Below are 24,750 nucleotides of genomic sequence, written 5' to 3' on the forward strand. Positions count from 1 at the left end.
AACATGGGCAAAGGTATGTCGAAGTTGCGCGTTGATGGCGTATCGGGCGAGCGCACGCCACGTTTCTGCGAAAGACCCGCCGGGCGCTTCATCGCGGTCTGGATCGGACTGCAGACCGCGTTCGCGGCGCCGCTCGCGGCGGCCGCCACGGCGGCGAGCGCCCCCGCCGCTGCCAGGGACCTCCCCCAGACGGCCCCGTCCGCCACCGGCGCGGGCGCCGTGCCCGCGCCCGGACCGGCCACCTTGCTGAATCCGAACGCGATCGCCCAGCCTGCGCTCGCGATGCCCGTGCCCGCCTTCTCCGGCACGCCGGCCAAGGCGCTCGCCGCGAGAACGCCGACCACGGCCGAGCCCGGCACGCTCGTGCCGGGCGGCCGCCGCCAGACGCTCACGTTCGCGGACCTCGGCGCGCTCGATCCGCTGCAACTGCGCGGCACCGACGGCCAGAACGGCGTGCCCTTCTCCGTGCGCGGCGACGAAGTGGTCACCGCCGCCACGCTGCACCTGATCTACAGCTATTCGCCCGCGCTCCTGCCGCCAATCTCGCAATTGAAGGTGCTGATCAACGGCGAGGTCGCCGCCACGCTGCCCGTGCCGCGCGACCAGGCGGGCATGCTCGTCGCGCGCGACGTGTCGATCGATCCGCGCTTCATCACCGAATTCAACCACCTGAACGTGCAACTGATCGGGCACTACACGCAGCAATGCGAGGACCCGTCGAATTCGTCGCTGTGGGCAACCGTGAGCAACGCAAGCTCACTCGACCTCACTTACGCGTTTCTCGCGAGCAAGCCCGATCTCGCCGCGCTGCCCGCGCCGTTCTTCGACCGCCGCGACGTGCGCCGTCTCGAATTGCCGTTCGTGTTCGCGCAAAAGCCGAGCGCGCAGACGCTGGAGGCGGCGGGCGCGGTGGCGTCGTGGTTCGGCGCGCTCGCGGGCTATCGCGGCGCGCTCTTTCCGGCGCAGATCGACAACGCGCCGCTCTCGGGCAACGCGGTCGTGTTCGCGACGCCGGATTCACGCCCCGCCGGCGTGAACATTCCGGAGGTGTCCGGGCCGACGATCGCCGTCGTCGAGCGCGAGGCCCCGGCACGCGGGCGCCTCCTGCTGGTGCTCGGGCGCAACGACGCCGAACTGGAAACCGCCGCGCGGGCGCTCGGCATGGGCCAGAACGCGTTCTCGGGCGAAAGCGCGACGGTCACGCAACTGACCGACCTGCAGCCGCGCCGCCCCTACGACGCCCCCAACTGGCTCCCGACCGACCGGCCGGTGCGCTTCGGCGAACTCGCGGAAGCGCGCGACCTGACGGTGTCCGGCTACGACGCCGACTCCGTGCGCGTGAACCTGCGCGTGCCGCCCGATCTCTTCATGTGGCAGACGAAGGGCGTGCCGATCGACCTCGGCTATCGCTACACGGTGCGTCCGGCGCCGGACCGCTCGTCGCTCAATATCAGCGTGAACAACGGCTTCGTGCAGTCGCTGCGCATTCCGGCGGTGTCGTCGTCGACATTCGATCTCGGCCAGTACTTCACGCGCGTGATGCCCGACAGGACCGCCGCCGCGCGCCGCGAGATCTACGTGCCGCCGCTCCTTCTCACGCCGCGCGCCCAGTTGCGCCTGCACTTCTACTACGACATCCCGAAAACCGGCGAATGCCAGGGCCGCGTGCTCGACAACGTCGTCGGCGCGATCGATCCGAACTCGACCATCGATCTGTCCGGCTTCCCGCACTACATGGCGCTGCCCGATCTCGCCGCGTTCGCCAACGGCGGCTTCCCGTTCACGCGCATGGCGGATCTGTCGCAGACAGCCGTGATCCTGCCGAACGAGGCCGGCTCCGCCGACTACAGCCTCTATCTGCTGGAAATGGGCCGCATGGGCGCATCGACCGGATACCCGGCGACCGGCGTGACGGTAACCACGGCGGCCGACGTGGACAGGTTCGCCGACAAGGACCTGCTGATCCTCGGCTCGCCGGGGCGCCAGCCGCTCCTGCAGCGCTGGGCGAAGTCGATGCCGTTCTCCGGCGACGCCGACACGCGCAGCTTCCAGCTCACCGATGTCGGCTTCAAGCTCGTCGACTGGTGGCACGGGCCGCACGGCGTCGAGCGCTCGCCTGCGCGGGCGGACCTGTCGCTCGTCAGCTCGAACGGCGACGCGCTCATCACCGGCTTCGAGTCGCCGCTCAGAAAGGACCGCAGCGCGGTCGCGCTGGTGAGCGCGGCGGGCCAGTCGGATGCCGACCTGAGCGCCGCGCTCCTCGACAACGACCTGCTGCCCGACATTCAGGGCGCGATGGCGGTGATCCACGGGCGCAACGTCACGGTGACGTCCAACGGCGAGGCGTACTACGTCGGCCATCTGTCGCCGCTGCACTACATGCGCTGGGCGCTGTCGTCGCATCCGCTGCTGCTCGTGCTGGGCGGCCTTGCCGCCGCGCTCGTGATCGCCGCGCTGTTCTACCGCGCGCTGCGCTCGATCGCCGCACGCCGGCTGAGGGACTGACATGCAGGCCCGAATCAGTGTGATGACGCTCGCCGCCGCGTTTACCCTGGCAGGCGGCGCGGCCGATGCAGCCAATGCAGCCAATGCGGCCCAGTGCGGGGACTGGAGCGCGTACCGCACGTTCGTCGAGCGTTTCGTGCAGGCCGACGGCCGGGTGATCGACCATTCGACGGCCACGCAGCAGACCACCTCCGAGGGACAGTCCTACGCGATGTTCTTCGCACTCGTCGCGAACGACCGGGCGACGTTCGAGCGGCTCCTCGCCTGGACGCGCGCCAATCTCGCGGCGGGCCAGTTCGACGCGCAGAACGTGCGCCTGCCCGCGTGGCAATGGGGCAGAAAGCCGGACGGCTCGTTCGGTGTGCTCGATCCGAATTCGGCGTCGGACTCGGACTTGTGGATCGCCTACGATCTGCTGCAGGCGGGGCGCCTGTGGAAAGAGCCTGCCTATACGAAGCTCGGCCAGGCGCTCGCCGCGCAGATCGTGAAGCAGGAAGTCGTCGACCTGCCCGGTCTCGGCCCGATGCTGCTGCCCGGCCCGCAAGGTTTCAGGAACGGCGGCGTCACGCGGCTCAACCCGAGCTATCTTCCGCTTCCGGTACTGCGCGCGCTCGCGCGCGAGGCACACGATGGGCACGACGGACGCGACGTCTCCGGTGCCCCGTGGACGAGGCTCGCCGAGAACGCCTACAAGCTCGTGAAGACCACCTCGCCGCGGGGCTACGCGCCCGACTGGGCGGCGTTCAAGGACGGCCAGTTCGTCGTCGATCCGAAGAACGGCGACACCGGCAGCTATGACGCGATCCGTGTCTACCTGTGGGCGGGGCTCGCGTCGCCGGCCGATCCGCTCGCGAAGCCGTGGCTCGGCGCGCTGGACGGCATGCGCCAGAGCGTCGCGCAGACGGGCTTTCCGCCGGAGCGCGTCGACGCGACGACGGGCGCCGAGGCCGGCGAAGGCCCGCAGAGCTACTGGGGCGCGCTCGCGCCCTACTTCAAGGCGACGGGCGACGAGCGGGCGCTCGGCCTCGCGCGCCAGCATCTCGCCGCGCTCGATGCGCCCCCGCAGGGCGCGGGGCGCGAGCCCGTCTATTACGATCGCGTGCTGGGCTTGTTCGGCACCGGATTCATCGACGGCCGCTATCGTTTCGACGAAGCCGGCCGTCTCGTGCCAAGCTGGAGAAGCGCATGCTGAGTCGCGCAAAAAAGCGTGCGGTCGCGCTCGGCATCGCCGCGGGATTCGCCGCGAACGCTCCCGTCGCCGTGTACGCGCAGGCCGCCACCGACCCGCTCAACGTGCTGATCGACCAGGGCAAGTACTGGCAGGCGCACAAGCGCGGCGACCTCGCGGAACAGGCGTGGCAGAAAGTGCTGCGCATCGATCCGAAGCAGCCCGACGCGCTGTTCGGCATGGGCATGGTGCTCGCCGACCGCCGCGACGGCAGCGGCGCGCAGCAGTATCTCGCGCGGCTGCGGCAGGTCGCGCCGAACTATCCGAACATCGACGAACTCGGCCGCCGCCTCGGCGAAACCAGCCCGCGCGACCAGACCGTGAACGACGCGCGGCGCCTCGCGCAAAGCGGCCAGAGCGCGTCGGCGGTAGAGGAGTACAAGCGCGCGCTGGAGGGCAAGCCGGCGACGCCCGCGCTCTCGCTCGAGTACTACCAGGCGCTCGCGGCCACGCCGCAGGGCTGGGACGAGGCGCGGCGCGGGCTCGAGCAGCTCGCGCGCCAGAACCCCGACGACCCGCGCTACGCGCTCGCCTACGCCCAGCATCTCACTTACCGCGACGCCACGCGGCGCGACGGCATCGCGCGGCTCGCGCAGCTGTCGAACGACAACACGGTCGGCGCCGAGGCGAAGAAAAGCTGGCGCCAGGCGCTGCTGTGGCTCGGCGCGCGCGCGTCCGACGCCCCGCTCTATCAGGCGTACCTGCAAGGCTCACCGGACGATGCCGCGGTGAAAGCCCGCTTCGATTCGATGGTGCAGCAGGACAAGGCCGCCCGCGAGCGGGCGCAGGCCGGCGCGGCCGTCGATGCGCGCGGGCGCACCGTCGCCGAGGGCTTCGCCGCGCTCGACCGTGGCGATCTCGTGACGGCGCGGGCGAAGTTCTCGTCGGTGCTGGTATCGAGTCCGAACGACGCCGACGCGCTCGGCGGCATGGGCATCGCCGCGCTCAAGCAGGAGCGTTTTGCCGAGGCGCGCAACTATCTGGAACGCGCGTCGCGCTCGGGCAACCCCGCGCGCTGGAAGGACGCGCTCACGAGCGCCACCTACTGGACCTACACGAGCGAGGCGATCGGCGCGCGCAGCAACGGCGAGACCGCGAAGGCGAAGTCGCTGTTCGAGCGCGCGATCGCGCTGAATCCGTCCGACGTCACCGCGCAGACATTGCTCGGCGACATGCTGCTCGCAAGCGGCGACGCGCGCGGCGCGGAAGCCGCGTTCCGCATGGCGCTGCGCCGCCAGGCCGACAATCCCGACGCGATCCGCGGGCTGGTCGGCGCGCTTGCCGCGCAGGGCCGCGGCGAGGAGGCGCTCGAATTCGCGAACCGGCTGAACGCCGAGCAGCAGGCGAAGGCGGGCGGCATCAGCAAGCTGCGCGGCGAGGCGCAGGCCGCGCAGGCGCGCGCGGCGGAAGCGCGCGGCGACCTGGGGACGGCGCGGAGCCTTTTCGAGGACGCGCTCCTCAACAATCCCGACGACCCGTGGCTGCGGCTCGACCTCGCGCGCATCTACGTGCGCCAGGGCGCGGTCGCGAACGCGCGCAGCATGATGGACGGCCTGCTCGCGTCCCACCCCGAGATGACCGACGCGCTTTACGCGAGCGCGCTGCTTTCGGCGGAGACGCAGGACTGGTCGGCGGGGCTCGCGCAACTCGAGAAAATTCCGGCCGCGCAGCGCACCACCGCCATGACCGTGTTGCAGCACCGGCTGTGGGTGCACCAGCAGGCGGACATCGCCGTGCGGCTCGCGAAGAGCGGCCAGCGCCAGCAGGCGTTCGCCACGCTGCAGGCGGCCGAGCCGGTCGCGAACGGCAGTCCCGAGCTGATCGGCGCGGTGGCGTCCGCGTATCTGCAGGCGGGCGACCCGGGCCGGGCGCTCGCGCTCGTGCGCGGCGCGATGGCCGCCGCGCCCAACGACACCGGCTTGCTGCTGCAATACGCGGGCATCCTCGCCGCGACGCAGCAGGAGGCCGAGCTCGGCTCGGTGATGCGCAGGCTTTCCTCGATGCAGCTGACGCCGCAGCAGCGCATCGACTTCGGCAACCTGAATCTCGCGATCGTTATCCGGCAGGCCGACGCCGTGCGCCAGCGCGGCGATCTCGCGAGCGCCTACGACGTGATCGCGCCGTGGCTCGCCGCGATGCCCGACAATCCCGACCTGCAGGCGGCGCTCGCGCGTCTCTATGCATCGGCGGGCGACGACCGCAGCGCGCTCGCGAGCTATCGCGTGGCGCTCGGCCGCCGTCCCGACGACCTCGACCTGCAACTCGCCGCGATCCCCGCCGCGACGGGCGCGAAGGAGTACCGGTACGCCGAGTCGCTCGCGAATCAGGCGCTGCAGGCCGCGCCCGGCGACCCGCGCGTGCTCGCGACGGTCGGGCGCATGTATCGGGCCGAGGGCAAGCTGAGCCTCGCCGCCCAGTATCTGCAGCGCTCGCTCGTCGCGGCCAATACGCCGCTTGCGCCGTCGGCGGCGTCCGCGCGAGGCGCGCAGACCAATGTGCCGCGCGGCTGGGAAACGGCGATGAAGCGCATCGGCGCGACGCCGCTGCCCGGCACCAATCCGTTCGAAGGCAAAACGGCCATCGACACCGCCGCCCCGCCCTTCCAGCCGTCCACCTATCCGACACAGCCCGTGCCGAACTACCTGCCGCCCGCTCAGCCCGCGCCTTATGCTGCGCCCTACGTTGCGCCTTCCGCCGCGCCCTCCGCCGCGCCTTATGTGACGCCGTCGGTCGCTCCGTCGAACGCGCCGCGTCCGGCTGCGGCCCGCAACGGCGGATATGGCGCCGACATGTACGGTTCGGCGCAGTCGGGCGGGCCGGCCGCGGGGCCGTCGAACGCATCGGCCCCGGCAGCGGCAGACGATGGCGGCTACGGCCCGGATGCGTATGGCGCGTCGCAATCCGGCGCGCCGGCCGCCGCGCCGTTGCAGCCGTATCCCGGCCAGGCGCAGGACGCCTATGCGCCGGCGTATCAGCAGGCGCCGGTGTACCAGCAGGCGCCCGCGCCCTATCCCGCGCAGGACGTGTACGTGAGCGCGCCCTGGCCGATGTCGCCGGCCGCGCGCGAAGCGCAGGCGAATGCCGCGGGGATGCCGTCGCCCGCTTCAGCCGCGAAGCGCCCCACAAACAGGAAGCAGGCGTCGGGACGCGCTGCGCAGACGGCGAACCCTTACGGAGCGCAGCAGCAGCCGTATGCGCAAGCGCCGTACGGAGCGCAGGGCTATCCGCAGCAGCAAGCGTATGCACAGCCACAGGGTTACCCGCCGCAGCAGGCTTACCCGCCGCAGCAGGGTTACGCGCAGCGGCAGGGTTATTCGCCGCAACAGGCTTACGCGCAGCAGCAGGGCTATGCCCAGCAGCAGGCGTACGCGCAGCCACAGGGTTATCCGCAGCCACAGGCTTACTCGCAGCCGCAGGGCTATCCCCGGCAGCAGGCTTACGCGCAGCCGCAGGGTTATCCGCAGCCACAGCCCTACGCCCAGCAGCCGTACATCCCGCAACCGCCGTACGCGCCGCAGCCCGCCTACGCCCAGCAGCCCTACATTCCGCAGCCGCCCGCCGGCTACGCGCAACCGTACTACTCGCCGCAGGCGCAGCCCGCCGGGCAGCCCTACGCCTCGGCGCCGCCTTCGGCCGCGGCGGTCGCGAGCGCGCAGACGCTCGGCGTCGCGGAGGAACTGGCGCAAATCAATCGCGAGCAGTCGAGCACGATCTCGGGCGGCGTCGTGTTTCGCAGCCGCGACGGCGAGGACGGATTGTCCAACCTCACCGACATCGAAGCGCCCATCGAAGGCCGCATCAGGGCGGGCAACGGCCACGTGGTCGTGCGCGCGACGCCCGTCACGCTCGACGCCGGCACCGCAAGCAGCGAGCCGCAGACGCTCGCGCGCTTCGGCTCCGGCCTCGGCGCCGCCGCGAAGCCGCCGACCAACAACTACGGCTCGCAGACGGCGAACGGCGTCGGGTTGTCGGTGGGATACGAGAGCAACCGCGGCCTGAAGGGCGACATCGGCGTGACGCCGATCGGCTTTCGCGAGACCAACGTCGTCGGCGGGGTGCAATACCAGGGCGGCATCACCGACAAGGTCTCCTACTCGGTCGCCGTCGCGCGGCGCGCCGTCACCGACAGCCTGCTCTCGTACGCCGGCGCGCGGGATCAGGGCGCAGGCCTCCAGTGGGGCGGCGTCACGTCGACCGGCGTGCGCGGCGACCTCGGCTGGGACGACGGCACGAGCGGTGTCTACCTGAACGCGGCATTCCAGTTTCTGGACGGCGACAACGTGGCGACCAACAATGCGGTCAAGGGTGGTGGCGGCGTCTACACGCGCGTGATCAAGGACGCCGACCAGACGCTGACCATCGGCGCGAACACCACGCTGATGCACTACGACAAGAACCTGTCGTATTTCACGTTCGGCCAGGGCGGCTATTTCAGCCCGCAGCAGTACGTGATTCTGAATTTCCCTGTCGAGTATATGGGCCGCGTGGGGCTTTTCACGTATGACCTGAAGGGCTCGATCGGCGTGCAGCACTACCGGGAGGACAGCTCCGACTACTTCCCGACGAACAGCGGCTTCCAGCAGCGCGCGGCGAATTCGGGGCTCACGCCCGATGCCGGCGCCGTCTATCCGGGGCAGAGCAAGACGGGCGTCTCGTATTCGCTCAACGCGACGGGCGAATACCAGCTGGCGCCGCAGCTCGCGTTCGGCGCGACGGCGGCGTTCGGCAACGCGTACCAGTATCGCGAGTGGCTCGCGGCGGTGTACGTGCGCTACAGCTTCACGAAGCAGTCGGGCCTCGCGCCGATCCCGCCGACGCCGCTCATGTCGCCGTATCTGTCGCTGTCGAACTGACCGATGGCGCGAAGCCGGGCGATGCCCGGCTTTTTTGTACCTTGGGACGTGTCTGATGGACAGCCCGAGCAACTAGCCGATAAAAGTCCTCGCTCAAACAATCGATAACAAGAAAGGAGCGAGCCTGTGAGACGGCATTACATCTTGGTAGGTGACAAGAGGACAAGCGGCGCGCGAGTTACCGAAGGCATGGAATACATGACTCATCGCGGAACCATGTTGTCCTTCCTCGGCGCGAGGATCTATTGCCCTGCATGCGAATCCGAGGGCTGCATCGTCGGCACTGGCCCGCGCTGGCCGGACAATGTGATGGGAAAGCACGCGGCGTTAGACAACGACCTCGGCATGTGCAAATGCCAACCGGCGCCGCGCTTGATCGCGTCACAAGATGACATGTTCCAGACGCTCGAGGCGCATGAGTTGGCCGAGATGGGCTTTGCGCCAACCGGCACACGACTGCCGGAGCCGCCAATCGGAACTTTTCACGAGCGTATTCGAATTGTCGATGCGCAAGGCAAGCCTGTTTCCGGTGTGCCATATCACATCAAGGACCCGTCAGGCCGCACATACAAGGGATTGACCGATGCCAGCGGATATTGTCCGCGTGTATTTACAGAGAACCGACAAGACCTCTTGGTGAGCGTTGGCATCAAGGCGTTGGAGCAATGGAAACAATGAGCGGCTATCAGTATCAAGTTTCAACGAACGAACAGCCAAGTTCGCATACGGACGTGCTCGGGTATTTGATGCCCGCGCGTCCGTTCTTCTTTGTGATCGTGGAAGAACCGCGAAACGACGGCTTTCTCGTGCGAAAAATCTATGCTGCTCCGGATAATCTGTATTTACACAAGATGGATTTGTCACCAGCGCAGCAAATGCGCGAACTATTCCCTGAGCGGTATGGCTTGTCGCCGAAGGACTTCGAGTCCGTAACAAGCATCGCCGAACATGTTATGGGAAACAACAAGTCCGCATTCATATCCACCAGCGCGCTTTTTCCCGGAGGCTCGCCTCGCTTTGTCGGGAAAAGCATTTACATTGATATTGCAAAGGCAAAGCGATCCGGCGCGACGCTGATCGATACCGACGAGATTCTCCGCGCGCTCGAACAATATCGCGCCCAGAATCTACATCTTGATAAGCGGATAACGAAAATTTCAAGCTACGTGCGCGATATCGACAAGGAAATTCTCGTTAAAGGAAAGCGGATTCCGGCCAGCGCAGTTTTCACTGATGGTTCGCTGAAAGCATCGATGAGGTTTGCAAAGTATGCTCGCGTCGTTCAGGTCGTCGGCATTGTGTTCACCGCTTATGATTTGGGCGTCGCAGCCGACGCGTCATTTCAGACCAAACGCGTGCAGCCGATAGCCAAAGAAGTCATTCGGCAGACAGGCGGCTGGGCGGGAGGAATTGCAGGCTTCAGAATCGGCGCCGCAGCGGGGGCGCTGGTCGGCGTCGAAACGGGACCCGGTGTCCTGGTTACCGGGCTGATCGGGGGCATCGTGTTCGGTGCGATCGGATATATCGGCACTGAGGCAGTGGCCGAACAGATTCCGAACTAACGGGACACCAAAGACACCATGTTCAGCATAAGGAAGCTACTCGATATCCGCATCAACCGGGAGCGCACCCGGGCGCTCGAACGCATCTTCAACACATCGCACAAAGAATTGCGGCACACGTATTCCGTCGCCCCGGATGGTTTCCTGAACGCGAAACCGCCAATGTTTCCAGGCACGCAATACCTTGGAGACATCGATATCAAAGCTTCGGTCACAACGCTTCAGGTTGAGCAGCAGCAGAAAGCCATCGTCGAAAGCGCTATCGAAGCATGCGGTTTCGTGTCCGTGAGGCCGGGGAATTATGTCGGCAATAATGCTCGGTACGATATACGCAAGGTACGTCTGGCAGTAGCGAACTCGTTCGGCGGAGTTGTCGTCTCGCTTCTCTCGAATGACGTGGATGTGTTCTGGAAGTTGCGCGACGCACGGCTTAACCCACCTCCGCCCTGGATTGCGTTTCCTGACATCGACCCCGATAGCCTTGGCTCGTTGCAAGGCGATATCGAGTATTGGTGGGCCTCCTTCTGGACTCCGTTTTGGGATGCGCTGGATTCAGCACAAAAGGACAAGTTTTTGCACGACCATGACGCAACCTTCGCGTGGCGTGAGTGTATTTTCGCTCACTCATCGGCGAGATCCGTCGAATAGCGGTTTCCGCCGTAGTGCGTGAGCAATGCGGCGATGCGTTATCCGAGGCAAATATTTGCCCCGCCCGCCCGACCACAACCGCGCAACCGGACGCCCCAGCGTCCGCCCGACCGCTTCGCACGACCGCGCGTTCGCCGCCTCCCGACCACTATCTGGAGCGATACCAAAAACGATATCGGCATGGCGATTTAACTGATTGGACCGTCATGCGCGGCGGCGCTACTCTCCAATCCGGTACGTGCCACAACGACCGCGCCCTTTTGATCGCGGCGGTACCGGACAAACATAACGGAGACAACCATGAGACATTCACGACGCGTCGCGCTCGCCGCACTGCTGGGTTCCGCGCTCACGCTTGCGATCGGGACCGGCGCGCACGCCGAGGACAAGAAGATCACGCTCGGCTTCGCGCAGGTCGGCGCCGAGAGCGCCTGGCGCACCGCCAATACCGTGTCCGTCAAGAGCGCCGCCGCGGATGCCGGCATCAACCTGAAATTCTCCGACGCGCAGCAGAAGCAGGAAAACCAGATCAAGGCGATCCGCTCGTACATCGCGCAGAAAGTGGATGTGATCGCGTTTTCGCCGGTGGTGGAATCGGGCTGGGAGCCGGTGCTGATCGAGGCGAAGAACGCGAAGATCCCGGTCATCCTCACGGACCGCAACATCGACGTGAAGGACAAGTCGCTCTACGTGACGATGATCGGCTCGGACTTCCTGGAAGAAGGCCGCCGCGCGGGCAAGTGGCTCGAAGAGCGCTACAAGAACGAGCCGGGCCCGATCAACATCGCCGAGCTGCAGGGCACGGTCGGCTCCGCCCCCGCCAACGACCGCCGCGCGGGCCTGCTCGAAGTGATCAAGAACGATCCGAAGTTCAAGGTGATCGCGTCGCAAAGCGGCGACTTCACGCTCGCGGGCGGCAAGCAGGTGATGGAAGCGTTCGTGAAGACCTACGGCAAGAAGATCAACGTGGTCTACGCGCACAACGACGACATGGCGCTCGGCGCGATCCAGGCGATGGAGGAAGCAGGCTGGAAGCCGGGCAAGGACGTGAGCGTCGTCTCGTTCGACGCGACGAAGGGCGGCTTCCAGGCGATGGTCGCGGGCAAGATCAACGTGGACGTGGAATGCAGCCCGCTGCTCGGGCCCCAGCTCATGACGGCGGTAAAGGACATCGTCGCGGGCAAGCAGTTGCCCAAGCGGATCGTGACGGAGGAAACGGTGTTCCCGATGAGCGTCGCCGCAGAGGTCCTGCCGACACGCAAGTACTGAGCGCGCGGCACTTCCCTGTCCGGATCAGGACCGCCGCGCGACGGCGGTCCTGAAAGCACACGAGCGCATCCGAGCACCCACGAGTGCACCCGAGCGCACCCGACGCGCTGGAGGAACATGACCGCATCCCCGATCCTCGAAACCATCGGCCTCGAAAAGACCTTTCCGGGCGTGAAGGCGCTCCGCAAGGTCGACTTCCGTCTCTTTGCTGGCGAAATCCACACGCTGATGGGCCAGAACGGCGCCGGCAAGTCGACGCTCATCAACGTGCTGACCGGCGTGCACGCCCCGGACGCGGGCGAAATCCTGCTCGGCGGCAAGCCGGTGGAGTTCTCGACGCCGCTCGAAGCCGAGGCCGCCGGCATCCGCACGCTGTATCAGGAAGTGAACCTGTGCCCGAACCTGTCGGTGGCGGAGAACGTGTTCGCGGGGCGGCAGCCCAAGCGGCGCGGCGCGATCGACTGGCGCCTGATTCACGCGCGCGCGGAGGCTGCGCTCGCCGAGCTGAACGTGTCGCTCGACGTCACCAAGTCGCTCGACACCTACCCCATCGCCGTGCAGCAGATGGTCGCGATCGCGCGGGCGCTCTCGGTGGACGCGCGCGTGCTGATCCTCGACGAGCCGACCTCCAGCCTCGACGACGGCGAAGTCACGCGCCTCTTCGACGTGCTGCGCAAGCTCAAGCAATCGGGCATCGGGATCCTGTTCGTCACGCACTTTCTGGAACAGACCTACGCCGTCTCCGACCGCATCACGGTCATGCGCAACGGCGAGCGCGAAGGCGAATATCTCGCGCAGGACCTGCCGGTCGAACTGCTCGTCTCGAAAATGGTCGGCCACGAGCGGATGACCGAGCGCTTGAAGCGCGCCGCCACCGAGCCGCCCGCGCAGAAGGCCGCGGTCCCGCCGTTCGTCGAGTTGCGCGGAGTCGGGCGGCGCGGGCTGATGAATCCCGTCGACATCGACGTCCAGCCCGGCCAGATTCTCGGCCTCGCGGGCCTGCTCGGCTCGGGGCGCACGGAAACCGCGCGGCTCATGTTCGGCGCGGAGCGCGCGGACGCGGGCACGGTGACGATCGGCGGCCGGCCCGCGAAGCTGCACTCGCCGCGCGACGCGGTGCGCCACGGCGTCGGCTATTGCCCGGAGGACCGCAAGAAGGAAGGCATCGTGGCGGACCTGTCGATCCGCGAGAACATCATCCTGGCGCTGCAGGCGCGCCGCGGCTGGTGGCGCCCGCTCGGGCGCGCGCGCGAGCGCCAGATCGCCGACGACTACATCGCGCGCCTCGGCATCAAGGCGCGCGACGCCGAGCAGCCGATCGGGCTGCTCTCCGGCGGCAACCAGCAGAAGGTCCTGCTCGCGCGCTGGCTCGCGACCGAGCCGAAAATGCTGATCCTCGACGAACCGACGCGCGGCATCGACGTCGCCGCGAAGTTCGAGATCATGGACCGCGTGCTCGCGCTGTGCGCGAAGGGGCTCGGCATCCTGTTCATTTCGTCCGAAGTAAGCGAGGTCGTGCGCGTGAGCCACCGGATCGCGGTGCTGCGCGACCGCCGCAAGGTGGCCGAGGTCGCGGGCAACGCGGCTTCGGAGGATCAGGTATTCCGGCTCATCGCGGGAGGCAGCGAATGACGAGAATAAGAACCGCCCTGCAGCATTCCCTCTTGTGGCCGTGCGTGACGCTCGTCGCGCTCGTCCTGCTCGATCTCGCGCATAACCCGGCATTCCTGTCCGTCACGATGCTCGACGGCCACCTGTTCGGCGCGCCCATCGACATCCTGAACCGCGCGGCGCCGCTCGTGCTGGTGTCGCTCGGCATGACGCTCGTCATCGCGACGCGCGGCATCGACATTTCGGTGGGTGCGGTCGTCGCAATCGCGGGCGCGGCCGCCGCGACCATTCTCGCCGACGACCCGTCGCGCGTCGGCCTGGCGCTCATGGCGGCGCTCGCGGTCGGCGTGCTGGCGGGCATGTGGAACGGGCTGCTCGTCGCGTTCGTCGGCATGCAGCCGATCATCGCGACGCTGATCCTGATGGTCGCCGGGCGCGGCGTCGCGCAACTGCTGACGGGGGGCCAGATCATCCCGATCGGCGCACGCGGGTATCTGATGGTCGGCGGCGGCTATCTGGCGAGCATCCCCTGCTCGGTGTGGGTCGCGACCGGCGCGCTCGCGCTCACCGCGCTCCTGATGAACCGCACGGCGCTCGGGCTCTTCATCCGCGCGATCGGCGTGAACCCGGTGGCGACGCGGCTCGTGGGCTTGCGCTCGAACGCGCTCGTGTTCGGCGTCTACACGTTCTCGGGCCTGACGGCGGCGCTTGCGGGCGTCCTGATCAGCTCGAACGTGCGCAGCGCCGACGGCAACAACGCGGGCCTCCTGCTGGAACTCGACGCGATCCTCGCCGTGACGCTCGGCGGCACGTCGCTGCTCGGCGGGCGCTTCAGCCTCGCGGGCACGGTGGTCGGCGCGCTCATCATCCAGACGCTCACCTACACGACCTACTCCATCGGCGTGCCGCCCGAGGCGACGCTCGTCGTCAAGGCGGCGGTCGTGCTGGTGGTGAGCGTGATCCAGTCCGCGACGGCGCGCGCCTGGCTCATGCGGCAACTGCGGCGCGGCTTGCCGTTCGCCGCGAAGAAAACCGTCAGCGAGGCTGCACGATGAGAAATCTCCTTGACCGTCTCGTCGACCCGCGCACGCTGCCGATCGTCGTCACCGTCGTCCTGTTCGCGGCGCTGTTCGGCTTCGGCTCCGTGATGTACACAGGCTTCTTCTCGCTGCAGGTGCTGCTCGGGCTCATCGTCGACAACGCGTTCCTGCTGATCGTCGCGATCGGCATGACGTTCGTGATCGTGTCGGGCGGAATCGATCTGTCCGTCGGCTCGGTCGTCGCGCTGACGACGATCCTCGCCGCCGTGTTCGCCGAGCGCTTTCACTGGCCGGTCTGGGTGATCGTGCCGCTCGTGCTCGCGGCGGGCACGCTGTACGGCGCGGCGATGGGCGCCCTGATCCATTTCTTCAGGCTCCAGCCGTTCATCGTCACGCTCGCGGGCATGTTCCTCGCGCGCGGCGCGTGCTTCCTCATCACGACGCAGTCGATCACGATCAACGACCCCGCCTTCCACGCGATCTCCGGCTATCACCTCGACATCGGCAGCGGTTCGCTCACGGCAGGCGCGCTGATCGCCCTCGCGACGCTCGCGGTCGCGATCTTCATCGCGCATTTCACGCGCTTCGGGCGCAATGTCTACGCGATCGGCGGCAACGAACGCTCAGCGCTCCTGATGGGCCTGCCGGTCGCGCGCACGAAGGTCGGCGTGTATGCGCTCTCCGGCTTCTGCTCGGCGCTCGGCGGGCTGGTGTTCACGCTCTACGTGCTCTCGGGATACGGACTGCAGGGCCAGGGCATGGAACTCGACGCAATCGCCGCGACGGTGATCGGCGGCACGCTGCTGACGGGCGGCGTCGGCTATGTGATCGGCTCGGTGTTCGGCGTCGGCATTCTCGGCACGATCCAGACGCTCATCACGTTCGACGGCACGCTCAGCTCGTGGTGGACGCGCATCGTGATCGGCGCGCTGCTCTGTGCGTTCTGCCTGCTGCAGCGGGTGATCGAGCGGCACGCGGCAAGGCGCAAGTCGAACGGCACGGGCATGCAGCAGCGCGCGAGTTCGCGCGAGCGGCGCCGGCCCGCCGAGCCGGAGAGCGGCCCGCGCACGGATTCCGTCGCAATGACGCCCAGAAGCTAGCCGCCCGGCCGCTCCTTTTTCTTGTCGTTTCCTTCCCGTGTCCATGCGCTTTCGCGGCGGCCGCCTTGCGCGGCCGGCCTCGTTGCGGCTAGATTACCGTTCACTGCCGCACGAATAATCGGTCGCAATGAAAACCCTTAATGCGCTCATAGCGAATAATGACCAGTTTGTTCGCGACCTTCAGCTGTTCTGCATGGTCGCGCGCCGCTCGAGCTTCATCGCGGCCGCCACCGAAATGGGCATCTCGCCCGCCCACGTGAGCAAGCGCATCGCGATGCTGGAAACGAGCCTCGGCGTGAAGCTCTTTTTGCGGACCACGCGGCGCGTGAGCATCACGAGCGACGGCGAGGCGGCGTTTCAGTGGTCGCAGAAGATTCTCGAAGACGTGCAGGGCATGGTCGATGCATTCGCCGGCCTCACGAGCGACCCGCGCGGCCTCCTGCGCATCAGCACGAGCCTGCGTCTCGGGCGCGATCACGTGTCGCCCGCGCTGTCGCTCCTGCGCCAGCGCTACGGCGGCCTCGAAATCTGGCTGGAACTGCTCGATCGCCGCGTCGATCTGGTCGGCGAGAACTTCGACATCGACATCCGCGTCGGCGAGATCCAGGAGCCGCATCTGATCGCGCACAGGATCGTCGAAAGCTCGCGCATCCTCGCGTGCGCGCCGTCGTATCTGGACCGCAAGGGCATGCCGAAAACGCTGTCCGATCTCGCGCATCACGACTGCCTGCTGTTTCGCGGGCGCGACCAGCGCTTCGGCGTGTGGCGGCTCACCGGGCCGAACGGCGAGGAAAGCGTGAAGGTGACGGGGCCAGTGGCATCCAATCACAGCGACATCGTGCGGCAATGGGCGCACGACGGATACGGCGTCATCATGGCGTCGGTGTGGGATGTCGCCTCGAGTCTCCAGAGCGGCGAACTCGTGCGCGTGCTGCCGGGGCATCGGCAGCACGCGGATGTCTGGGCGGTGACGTCGGCGCGCTCGTCGGCGTCGGCGAAGATCCGTGTGTGCGTCGAGTTCCTGAAGGAGCAACTCACGAACGGCCCGTTCGCACTCGTGACGCGGGGCGTCGGCGGGCTTTAGGCTTTGGCCGGGCTCGCACGTTCTACGGCCCGCGCGCCGCGCGCCCGCTCAAGCCAGATAGCCGAGGTGCCCGGCAAGAATCCACGAACCGATCCCAATCAGGATCAGCCCGCCGCCGATCTCCGCCCGCTTGCCCGCAACCGCGCCCAGAAAGCGTCCGACCATCACGCCGAACGTGACCATGACCATCGTCGCGAGGCCGATCGTCGCGGCGGTCGAAAGAATGTTCACGTCGATGAACGCAAGCCCCGCGCCGACCGCCATGGCGTCGATGCTGGTGGCAAAACCCGTCACGGCGAGCAGCCACAGGGAATGGCGGCCCGGTTTGCCGGCGCCGGGCTCGTCATCCGCTGAATGCGTCAGACCCGCATGGATCATGTGCGCGCCGAGCAGCGCGAGCAGGCCGAACGCGATCCAGTGATCCCACGACTCGACATATGGCGCGGCCGCACGTCCGAGCGCCCAGCCGATGAGCGGCGTGGCCGCCTCGATGACACCGAAGATGAGACCCGTCCTGAGCGCCTCGCGGATGCGCGGGCGGTGTAGCGTCGCGCCCTTGCCGACGGCGGCGGCGAACGCGTCCGTCGACATGGCGAAGGCGATGAGCAGAGTGGAAGCGAAATTCATGAAGTAGCGTGCGAGCCGGGCGTGGACGTACGACATGCCGCGCGCCCGGCGGGCCGCGCTGACATGTCGATGGTCTTGCCAACCCGAAGGCGGTTCATGCCACGGTCTACGACCGAGCGTGTTGACATGAACGCTTCCGCTGTCGCGAAAGCCGGCTACTCCCCAAAGACAGCCGGAAGATTATCACGGACAGAAAGCTTAATGTAATTATTTACTCGATTCCAGGGCGCTGACGGAAAGCTGTCCTTTTCAGTGCTCACTTGAAAACAATTATTACTCGTGTAATGATATTGATTCGCATTAACTATCGTCAGCTTCCGTCGTTGGGCCCGGCATGCGGGGCTGGCCTTTCAATTTCCGGGCAGGTGTAGGCGAAGCAGTCCCAAAGCGCTGCAGCGCCGACACATTTGGCACGAAGACCATCTCGCCTGCCAGCCACTTTCTTTCAGTATCGGGGATACACATGTTGAGGAAGACGCCGCTTGCTGCGGCATTGATGACTATCGTCGCGGCGCCTATCGCGTCGCCACTTTATGCTCAAACCGCACCGCAAGCCGCAGAGTCCGCCGCGCCCGCCAGCGCCGCCAGTCCCGCACCGGCCGCGCCCGCCGAGGCCGCGACGCTGCCCGCCGTCCGCGTATCGGGCCAGTCAGACACGAGCGGCGACTTCCAGCCGGAAATGTCCAGCGTCGGCGCCAAGGTGCCGGCCGCACTGCGCGACATTCCGCAGGCGGTCGTCGTGGTGCCGAAAGCGGTGATGCAGTCGCAGGCCGCGACGTCCTTCTCCGACGCATTGCGCAACGTCCCCGGCATTACGATCGGCGCGGCAGAAGGGGGCCAGATCGGCAACAACATCAACCTGCGCGGCTTCACCGCCCGCACCGACATCTACCTCGACGGCTTTCGCGACCGCGGCCAGTACTATCGCGATACGTTCAATCTCGATTCGATCGACGTGCTGTACGGCCCGTCGTCGCTCTACTTCGGACGCGGCTCAACGGGCGGCGTCATCAACCAGGTCAGCAAGCAGCCGACGCTCAAGAAGCGCGCCGACGTGTCGGTGATGGCCGGCACGCACGACCGTTACCGCACGACGGTCGACCTTGACCAGCCGATCTCCGACACCGCCGCGTTCCGCATCAACGCGTTCGGCCAGGATCTCGGCTCGTCGCGCGATGTGATGAAGAGCAAGGACTACGGCGTCGCGCCGCAGGTGAAGTTCGGCATCGGCACACCGACGCAGATCACGCTCTCCGCGCTCATCCAGCACAACCGAGACCAGCCCGACTACGGCATTCCGCCGCTGAACGGCCACCCGGCGCCCGTCGACACCAAGACCTTCTACGGATTCACCAACGACCGCACGATCCAGGACGTCCAGACGCTGTCCGCGCGCATCGAGCATCGCGTCAACGACAACCTGACGCTGCGCAACCAGACGCAGTTCAGCCACTACAGCACCGAGGCCCGCGCGACCAACGCGGCCGCCGTGCTGACCGGTCCGCTCGGCAGCTCGCCGGCGCTCTCGAACGGCAACTTCACGACGCTGCCGCTCTCGCAGCTTTTCGTGCGGCTGCAGGGCAAGGACCGCAACATCAACGATCACTCGATCTACAACACCACGGACGTCGAGGCCAAGTTCGCCACCGGCTTCGTCAAGCACGACGTCATCGCGGGCGTCGACCTGAGCCACGAAACGTACAGCAACCAGAGCTTCACCTCGACGGCGCCGGGGCTGCCGAGCAACACCATCGCGATCGTGCCGCTCGTCGATCCGCCGTACACGCCGCGCCCGTCTAACATCCGCACGGTCGCGACCAACCTCGCGGAATCGAGCGCGAACGGCATCGGCATCTACGCGAACGACACGATCTCGATCGGACCGTACTGGAAGCTGGTCGGCGGCGTGCGCTGGGACCGCTACGAGGCGTCGATCCACAACTCGATCAACGCGCCCTCCTACGCGACGCAGACCAACTTCTACACGAGCGTGCGCGGCGGCATCATCTTCCAGCCGACCGAGACGCAGTCCTACTACGCGTCGTATGGCACGTCGTTCAACCCGTCGCTCGAAGCGCTGACGCTCACGAACACGCAGCAGAACATCCCGCCCGAAACGAACCGCTCGTATGAAATCGGTTCGAAGTGGGACCTGCTGAACGGCGGCCTCTCGATCACGCAGTCGCTCTTCACGATCGAGAAGACCAATGCCCGCACGCAAACCTCGACGGGCGAGTACACGCTCGACGGCGACGTGCGCGTGCGCGGCTACCAGCTCGGCGTGGCGGGCCACATCACGAACAAGTGGCAGGTGTTCGGCGGCTACACGTACATGAACGGCACGGTGCAGAAGGCGGCCGACGGCACCGCCGGCCACACGCTCGCGAACACGCCGCGCAACATGCTCACGATCTGGACGACCTACGCGTTCACGCCGAACTGGGAGATCGGCGGCGGGCCGGTGTACACGTCCTCGCGCTATGCGGCGAACAACAATTTCGTCGAGGTGGGCGGCTACACGCGCTGGGATGCGATGGCGGCGTATCACCAGAAAAAGTACGACATCCAGTTCAACGTCTTGAACGTGACGGACAAGAAGTATTACGATGCGCTGATTCCGTCCGATGGCGGTCGCGCGGTGCCTGGCCTCGGCCGGACCTTCCTCGCGACGCTGAACTACCGCTTCTTCTGATCGCGTGCCCGCGAAGGGCCCGCGAGCGTCGAAGCCCGCGCGCTCCCGCATCAGGGGAGCGCGCGGCCACGCAGGAAACACCACGCAATGATTCTTTCGATACCCGGCGTTCTCGCCCCCGAGGACGCCGCCGCGATGCGGGCCAGGCTCGAAGCCGCCGCCGACTCCTGGGTCGATGGCCGCGCCACCGCCGGCTACCAGGGCGCGCCCGTCAAGAAGAACCAGCAGATCGCGGAAGGCTCGCCGATCGCGCGGGAGATGGGCGACGTCATCATCGGCGCGCTGGAGCGCCACCCGCTCTTCATCAGCGCGGTGCTGCCGAACCGCGTCTACCCCCCGCTCTTCAACCGCTACGAGGGCGGCATGCATTTCGGCAGCCATGTCGACGGCGCGATCCGCATCATTCCCGGCCACGGCGCGCGCGTTCGCACCGACGTCTCGATCACGCTCTTTCTCTCGCGGCCCGAGGACTACGACGACGGCGAGCTCGTCATCGAGGACACGTACGGCGTGCAGGAAGTGAAGCTGCCGGCCGGGCACGCGGTCGTCTATCCGGCGACGAGCCTGCATCAGGTGCGGCCCGTCACGCGTGGGGCGCGCGTATCCAGCTTTTTCTGGGTGCAGAGCCTCGTGCGCGACGACACGCGCCGCACCCTGCTCTTCGACATGGACACCGCGATCCAGCGCCTGAACGCCGAAAACGCCGATGATGCGGCGCGCCGCAGTCTCGTCGGCTGCTATCACAACCTGCTGCGCATCTGGAGCGACACGTAGCCGTTGCGCAACGGCAACGCGGCGCTACATGCCCCAGCGCAGCCCCGGCGCATGCACGGGGCTGTCCCAGTGCGCGGTCATCTCGTCGTCGAGCACGCAGAGCGTGATGGACGCACCCGCCATTTCGAGCGACGTCGTGAGCGAGCCCACCAGCGGGCGCGCCACATGCAGGTCGCGCTGCTGAAGCCACAGGCGCGTCGAGTTGAAGAGCAGGTAGAGTTCGCCGAGCGGCGTGCCGCCCAGCCCGTTCACGAGCACGAGCAGTTGCGCGCCGGCCTGCGGCTTGAGGTCGTCGACGATCGCCGTGAGCAGTTCGCCCGCGATCGCGTCCGCCGCCGCCATGCGCGCGCGGCGCCGCCCCGGCTCGCCGTGAATGCCCACGCCCACTTCGATCTCGTCGTCGCCGATCTTGAACGTGCTGGTGCCCGCCGCAGGCACCGTGCAGCTCGTGAACGCCACGCCCATCGACGCCGTGCGCTTGTTGATGCGCTCGCCGAACGCCTTGCACGCGTCGAGATTCGCGCCGCTCTCCGCCATGCTGCCGACGAGCTTCTCCACGATCAGCGTGCCCGCCACGCCGCGCCGCCCTGTCGTGTAGCTCGAATTCTCGACGGCGACGTCGTCGTTGATCAGCACCATCGCGTTCTGCACCTCGGACATCTCCGACGCCATTTCGAAGTTCATCACGTCGCCGGAATAATTCTTCACGATGAAGAGCACGCCCTGCCCCGTATCGACGGCCTTCGCCGCCGCCATCATCTGGTCCGGCGTGGGCGACGTGAAAACCTGCCCGGGACACGCGGCATCGAGCATGCCGTAGCCGACGAAGCCGCTGTGCAGCGGCTCGTGCCCCGAGCCGCCGCCCGACACGAGCGCGACTTTGCCCGGCTTCAGGTCGCGCCGCCGCACGAACACGGGGTCGCTGTTGAGCACGACGAGATCGCCATGCGCGGCGGCGAATCCGGCGAGGCTCTCGGTGAGGAAATCGTCGACGCGGTTGATGAATTTCTTCATGGCCTCCACTCCTTTCTAACTGGATTGAGCGAGCCGCGCGCAGACGGCCGCGATCATGAGCTGGCTCGAGCGCGCCCCGGGATCGATGTGCCCGCGCGAGCGTTCGCCGAGAAACGACGCACGGCCTTTGGTCGCGATCATGTCGCGGGTCGCGAGCATCGATTCCTCGGCGAGCGGCGGCAGCGCGTCGAGCACCGCGGCCGCGGGCGCGCCCGCGGCGGCAAGTTCCTCGAAGCGCCGCGCGACCGGAATCAGCACGTCCATCATCGTCTTGCTGCCGACGCCCGTCTTGCCCCGCTGCCCGACCGCGTCGACGCCCGCCGCAAAGATCCGGGCGAACCCGGCGACGTCCATGCCGTTCGACGCCGCCGCCTTCGCCATGCCGTTCAGCAGCGAGAAGAAGAGCGGCCCCGACGAGCCGCCCACGGTCGACAGCACCTTCGAGCCCGCCAGTTCCAGTGCGGGGCCGAACGCTTCCGCTTCGATCTGCGCGCGCACCGCGAGAAGCGCCTCCATGCCGCGCAGCATGTTGAAGATGTGATCGCCGTCGCCGATCTGCTGATCGAGCAGCGCGATCTCGTCCGTGTGCGCGGTGAGCGAACCGTGCGCGGCGTCGATGCAGGCCATGATCGTCTTGCCGTTCATGTCGGTATTCTCCTTCCGTCGGCGCGGAAATATAAGAGGCTTCGCGCGGGCAGCGAGACGCCGACAGACTGCCCCGGACTGAAGTTGCGCTCGATCGACGTCGTCGCGACCACGGGGGTGCCGTCGCGATCGAGGATCAGCAGATGGCGCAGCGGCGAGTATTCGAGCACCTTCAGGCTGAGCGGACTCTTTCTGTCCGCCGCGTCGAGCACGACGTCCTCCGGGCGGATCGCGACGACGGCCGTGTCCGCGGGCACGGCGGACGCGTCGAAGAACGCCGGGGGCAGCAGGTTGATCGGCGGCGAGCCGAGACGCCGCGCCGCGGAGAGGCACGCGGGGTTGCCGTAGACCTCGCGCGGCGTGCCGATCTGCACGAGCCGGCCGTGTTCGAGAATCGCGATGCGGTCCGCGAGCGTGGTGGCCTCGACCTGGTCGTGCGTCACGTAGACGATCGTCGCACCGATCGTGCGATGCAGCCGCTTCAGTTCGACGCGCAGCTCTTCGCGCAGCTTGGCGTCGAGCGAGGAAAGCGGCTCGTCCATCAGGAACACGCGCGGCTCGCGCACGAGCGCGCGGCCGATCGCGACACGCTGCATCTCGCCGCCCGACAGGTGCGTCGCCATGTTGGCGAGCTTGGCCTCCATGTGCAGCATCGCAGCGACCGCCTCGACGCGCGCGCGCACGTGGGCCTCGCTCTGGCGGCGGCGCGGCGAACGCAGCGGAAACGCGAGATTGTCGAACACGCTCAGGTGCGGATACAGCGAATACTGCTGAAAGATGAACGCGACGTCGCGCTCGGACGGATGCACGCGCGTCGCGATCTCGCCGTCGATCAGCACGTCGCCGCTATCGGGGCCTTCGAGCCCCGCGATCAGGCGCAGCGTCGTGGTCTTGCCCGCACCGCTCGGGCCGAGCACGACCACGAACTCGCCGTCCTTCACGTCGAGCGAAAGATCGTCCACCGCGACGATCGCGCCAAAGCGCTTCGATACGTTGCGCAATTCGATTTCAGCCATGAACGGCTCCGGTGTGCGCGCCGGGCATGAGGCGCCCGGTCGCAGCGTCGTACAGCAAGGTGCGGTCCTGCCGGAACGACAGCCCGACCGGCGCACCCGCCGCGAGCCCCGCGTCCTTGCTCGCGCGGGCGCGCACGACGCCCGCGGACGTCTCGATCGTGAACACCTGATGCGAGCCGAGATATTCGTCGGCGATCACGCGGCCGCGCAGCGGGCCGTGCTCGTCGATCACGACATGCTCGGGCCGGATGCCGAGCAGCACGCGTTCGGCCGCGCTCGCGCAGCGCGCCACGGCGACCGGCGCGCCATGCAGGTGCACGCGCTCGTCGCCCGCGGCCACCGCGCCGTCCACCGGCAGAAAATTCATCGGCGGGCTGCCGATGAAGTTGCCGACGAACACCGTCGCGGGGAAGTGATAGATCTCGTGGGGCGGGCCGGACTGCAGCACGTCGCCCTGATTCATCACGACGAGATCGTCGGCCATCGCCATCGCTTCGCTCTGGTCGTGCGTCACATAAACGGTGGTCGCCGACAGCGCGTTGTGCAGCTTGCGCAATTCGAGGCACATCAGCTCGCGGAAATCCGCATCGAGCGTGCCGAGCGGCTCGTCCATCAGGAACGCCTTCGGCTGGCGCACGATCGCGCGGCCGAGCGCCACGCGCTGCCGGTCGCCGCCGGACAGGCCGCCCGTCTTGCGGTCGAGCAGCTGTTCGATGCGCAGCATGCGCGCGGCCGCATCCACGCGCGAGGCGATCTCGTGGCGCGGCACATGTTCGTTCTTCAGCGGAAACGCGATGTTGTTGCGCACCGTCATGTGCGGATAGAGCGCGAACATCTGGAACACGAAGGCGATGTCGCGCTGGCGCGCGCGCAATTCGGTGACGTCCTCGCCGTCGATCAGGATGCGCCCGGAGGTAGGCAGCTCGAGGCCCGCGATCATCCTGAGCGTCGTGGTCTTGCCGCAGCCCGAGGGGCCGAGCAGCACGACGAAGCGGCCGGCACCGACGGTCAGGTCGGTGTTGCGCACCGCGATGAAATCGCCGAAGCGCTTGTGCAGGCCGGCGAGCACGATCGTCGACATG

The 24,750-nt window shown here is 67.3% G+C and carries 18 protein-coding genes and 1 riboswitch; of the genes, 13 read left to right on the forward strand and 5 right to left on the reverse strand.

Going from position 1 to position 24,750, the window contains the following annotated elements:
* The first annotated feature begins 3 nt into the window (after positions 1-3).
* The 11 genes from bcsB to BG61_RS13775 all read left to right on the forward strand — a co-directional run bounded on the left by bcsB (position 4) and on the right by BG61_RS13775 (position 16,900).
* Positions 4-2,505 (forward strand): cellulose biosynthesis cyclic di-GMP-binding regulatory protein BcsB, encoded by a 2,502-nt coding sequence (gene bcsB, locus BG61_RS13725; protein ID WP_035932808.1) that lies wholly within the window; start codon positions 4-6, stop codon positions 2,503-2,505.
* 1 nt (position 2,506) lies between these two features.
* Positions 2,507-3,697: a cellulose synthase complex periplasmic endoglucanase BcsZ gene (bcsZ, locus tag BG61_RS13730; RefSeq protein WP_035932814.1), complete on the forward strand. Its 1,191-nt coding sequence runs from the start codon at positions 2,507-2,509 to the stop codon at positions 3,695-3,697.
* Positions 3,691-8,586, forward strand: a complete 4,896-nt coding sequence (locus tag BG61_RS13735; protein WP_035932821.1) for a cellulose synthase subunit BcsC-related outer membrane protein — start codon at positions 3,691-3,693, stop codon at positions 8,584-8,586. The genes bcsZ and BG61_RS13735 overlap by 7 nt, the downstream gene beginning before the upstream one ends.
* Before the next feature lie 189 nt (positions 8,587-8,775).
* On the forward strand, positions 8,776-9,264 hold the full coding sequence (locus BG61_RS13740; RefSeq protein WP_232256174.1) for a PAAR domain-containing protein: 489 nt from the start codon (positions 8,776-8,778) through the stop codon (positions 9,262-9,264).
* Entirely contained in the window at positions 9,261-10,148 is an 888-nt protein-coding gene (locus BG61_RS13745) for a hypothetical protein (RefSeq protein WP_035932835.1), read from the forward strand. Before BG61_RS13740 ends, BG61_RS13745 begins: the two co-directional genes overlap by 4 nt.
* A gap of 18 nt (positions 10,149-10,166) precedes the next feature.
* Positions 10,167-10,796 carry a hypothetical protein gene (locus BG61_RS39245; protein ID WP_051672496.1) on the forward strand — a complete coding sequence of 210 codons (630 nt, stop codon included), beginning with the start codon at positions 10,167-10,169 and terminating at the stop codon, positions 10,794-10,796.
* Positions 10,797-11,096: 300 nt separating this feature from the next.
* Positions 11,097-12,065: an ABC transporter substrate-binding protein gene (locus BG61_RS13755; RefSeq protein WP_035932839.1), complete on the forward strand. Its 969-nt coding sequence runs from the start codon at positions 11,097-11,099 to the stop codon at positions 12,063-12,065.
* A gap of 117 nt (positions 12,066-12,182) precedes the next feature.
* Positions 12,183-13,697: a sugar ABC transporter ATP-binding protein gene (locus tag BG61_RS13760; protein WP_035932845.1), complete on the forward strand. Its 1,515-nt coding sequence runs from the start codon at positions 12,183-12,185 to the stop codon at positions 13,695-13,697.
* Positions 13,694-14,731, forward strand: coding sequence for an ABC transporter permease (locus BG61_RS13765; protein WP_035932850.1), 1,038 nt, complete (start codon positions 13,694-13,696; stop codon positions 14,729-14,731). The genes BG61_RS13760 and BG61_RS13765 overlap by 4 nt, the downstream gene beginning before the upstream one ends.
* Positions 14,728-15,816, forward strand: a complete 1,089-nt coding sequence (gene yjfF, locus BG61_RS13770) for a galactofuranose ABC transporter, permease protein YjfF (protein ID WP_035932854.1) — start codon at positions 14,728-14,730, stop codon at positions 15,814-15,816. Before BG61_RS13765 ends, yjfF begins: the two co-directional genes overlap by 4 nt.
* A 127-nt stretch (positions 15,817-15,943) precedes the next feature.
* Positions 15,944-16,900, forward strand: a complete 957-nt coding sequence (locus tag BG61_RS13775) for a LysR family transcriptional regulator (RefSeq protein WP_035932856.1) — start codon at positions 15,944-15,946, stop codon at positions 16,898-16,900.
* Between the two features lie 48 nt (positions 16,901-16,948).
* Here BG61_RS13775 and mntP read toward each other — a convergent pair whose 3' ends face one another.
* Positions 16,949-17,527 carry a manganese efflux pump MntP gene (mntP, locus tag BG61_RS13780; RefSeq protein ID WP_035932988.1) on the reverse strand — a complete coding sequence of 193 codons (579 nt, stop codon included), beginning with the start codon at positions 17,525-17,527 and terminating at the stop codon, positions 16,949-16,951.
* A 5-nt stretch (positions 17,528-17,532) separates the two neighbouring features.
* Positions 17,533-17,703, reverse strand: a riboswitch (yybP-ykoY riboswitch).
* A 287-nt stretch (positions 17,704-17,990) separates the two neighbouring features.
* On the opposite strand from mntP, the gene BG61_RS13785 reads away from it, so the two are divergent.
* Together BG61_RS13785 and BG61_RS13790 are read left to right on the forward strand one after the other, a co-directional pair.
* Positions 17,991-20,219, forward strand: coding sequence for a TonB-dependent receptor (locus BG61_RS13785; RefSeq protein ID WP_035932859.1), 2,229 nt, complete (start codon positions 17,991-17,993; stop codon positions 20,217-20,219).
* 87 nt (positions 20,220-20,306) lie between these two features.
* The gene (locus BG61_RS13790) at positions 20,307-20,993 is read left to right on the forward strand and encodes a Fe2+-dependent dioxygenase (protein ID WP_035932863.1); all 687 of its coding nucleotides are present in this window, start codon (positions 20,307-20,309) and stop codon (positions 20,991-20,993) included.
* A 24-nt stretch (positions 20,994-21,017) separates the two neighbouring features.
* On the opposite strand, the gene dhaK is transcribed toward BG61_RS13790, so the two are convergent.
* The 4 genes from dhaK to BG61_RS13810 are packed head-to-tail and all read right to left on the reverse strand — an operon-like array spanning position 21,018 to position 24,749.
* On the reverse strand, positions 21,018-22,007 hold the full coding sequence (dhaK, locus tag BG61_RS13795; protein ID WP_035932872.1) for a dihydroxyacetone kinase subunit DhaK: 990 nt from the start codon (positions 22,005-22,007) through the stop codon (positions 21,018-21,020).
* A 15-nt stretch (positions 22,008-22,022) separates the two neighbouring features.
* On the reverse strand, positions 22,023-22,652 hold the full coding sequence (gene dhaL / locus BG61_RS13800; protein ID WP_035932883.1) for a dihydroxyacetone kinase subunit DhaL: 630 nt from the start codon (positions 22,650-22,652) through the stop codon (positions 22,023-22,025).
* Positions 22,649-23,668 carry an ABC transporter ATP-binding protein gene (locus BG61_RS13805; protein ID WP_035932887.1) on the reverse strand — a complete coding sequence of 340 codons (1,020 nt, stop codon included), beginning with the start codon at positions 23,666-23,668 and terminating at the stop codon, positions 22,649-22,651. The genes dhaL and BG61_RS13805 overlap by 4 nt, the downstream gene beginning before the upstream one ends.
* Positions 23,661-24,749, reverse strand: coding sequence for an ABC transporter ATP-binding protein (locus BG61_RS13810; protein ID WP_035932890.1), 1,089 nt, complete (start codon positions 24,747-24,749; stop codon positions 23,661-23,663). The genes BG61_RS13805 and BG61_RS13810 overlap by 8 nt, the downstream gene beginning before the upstream one ends.
* Between the last annotated feature and the right edge of the window lies 1 nt (position 24,750).

This window comes from Caballeronia glathei (assembly GCF_000698595.1).
GTDB lineage: Bacteria > Pseudomonadota > Gammaproteobacteria > Burkholderiales > Burkholderiaceae > Caballeronia > Caballeronia glathei.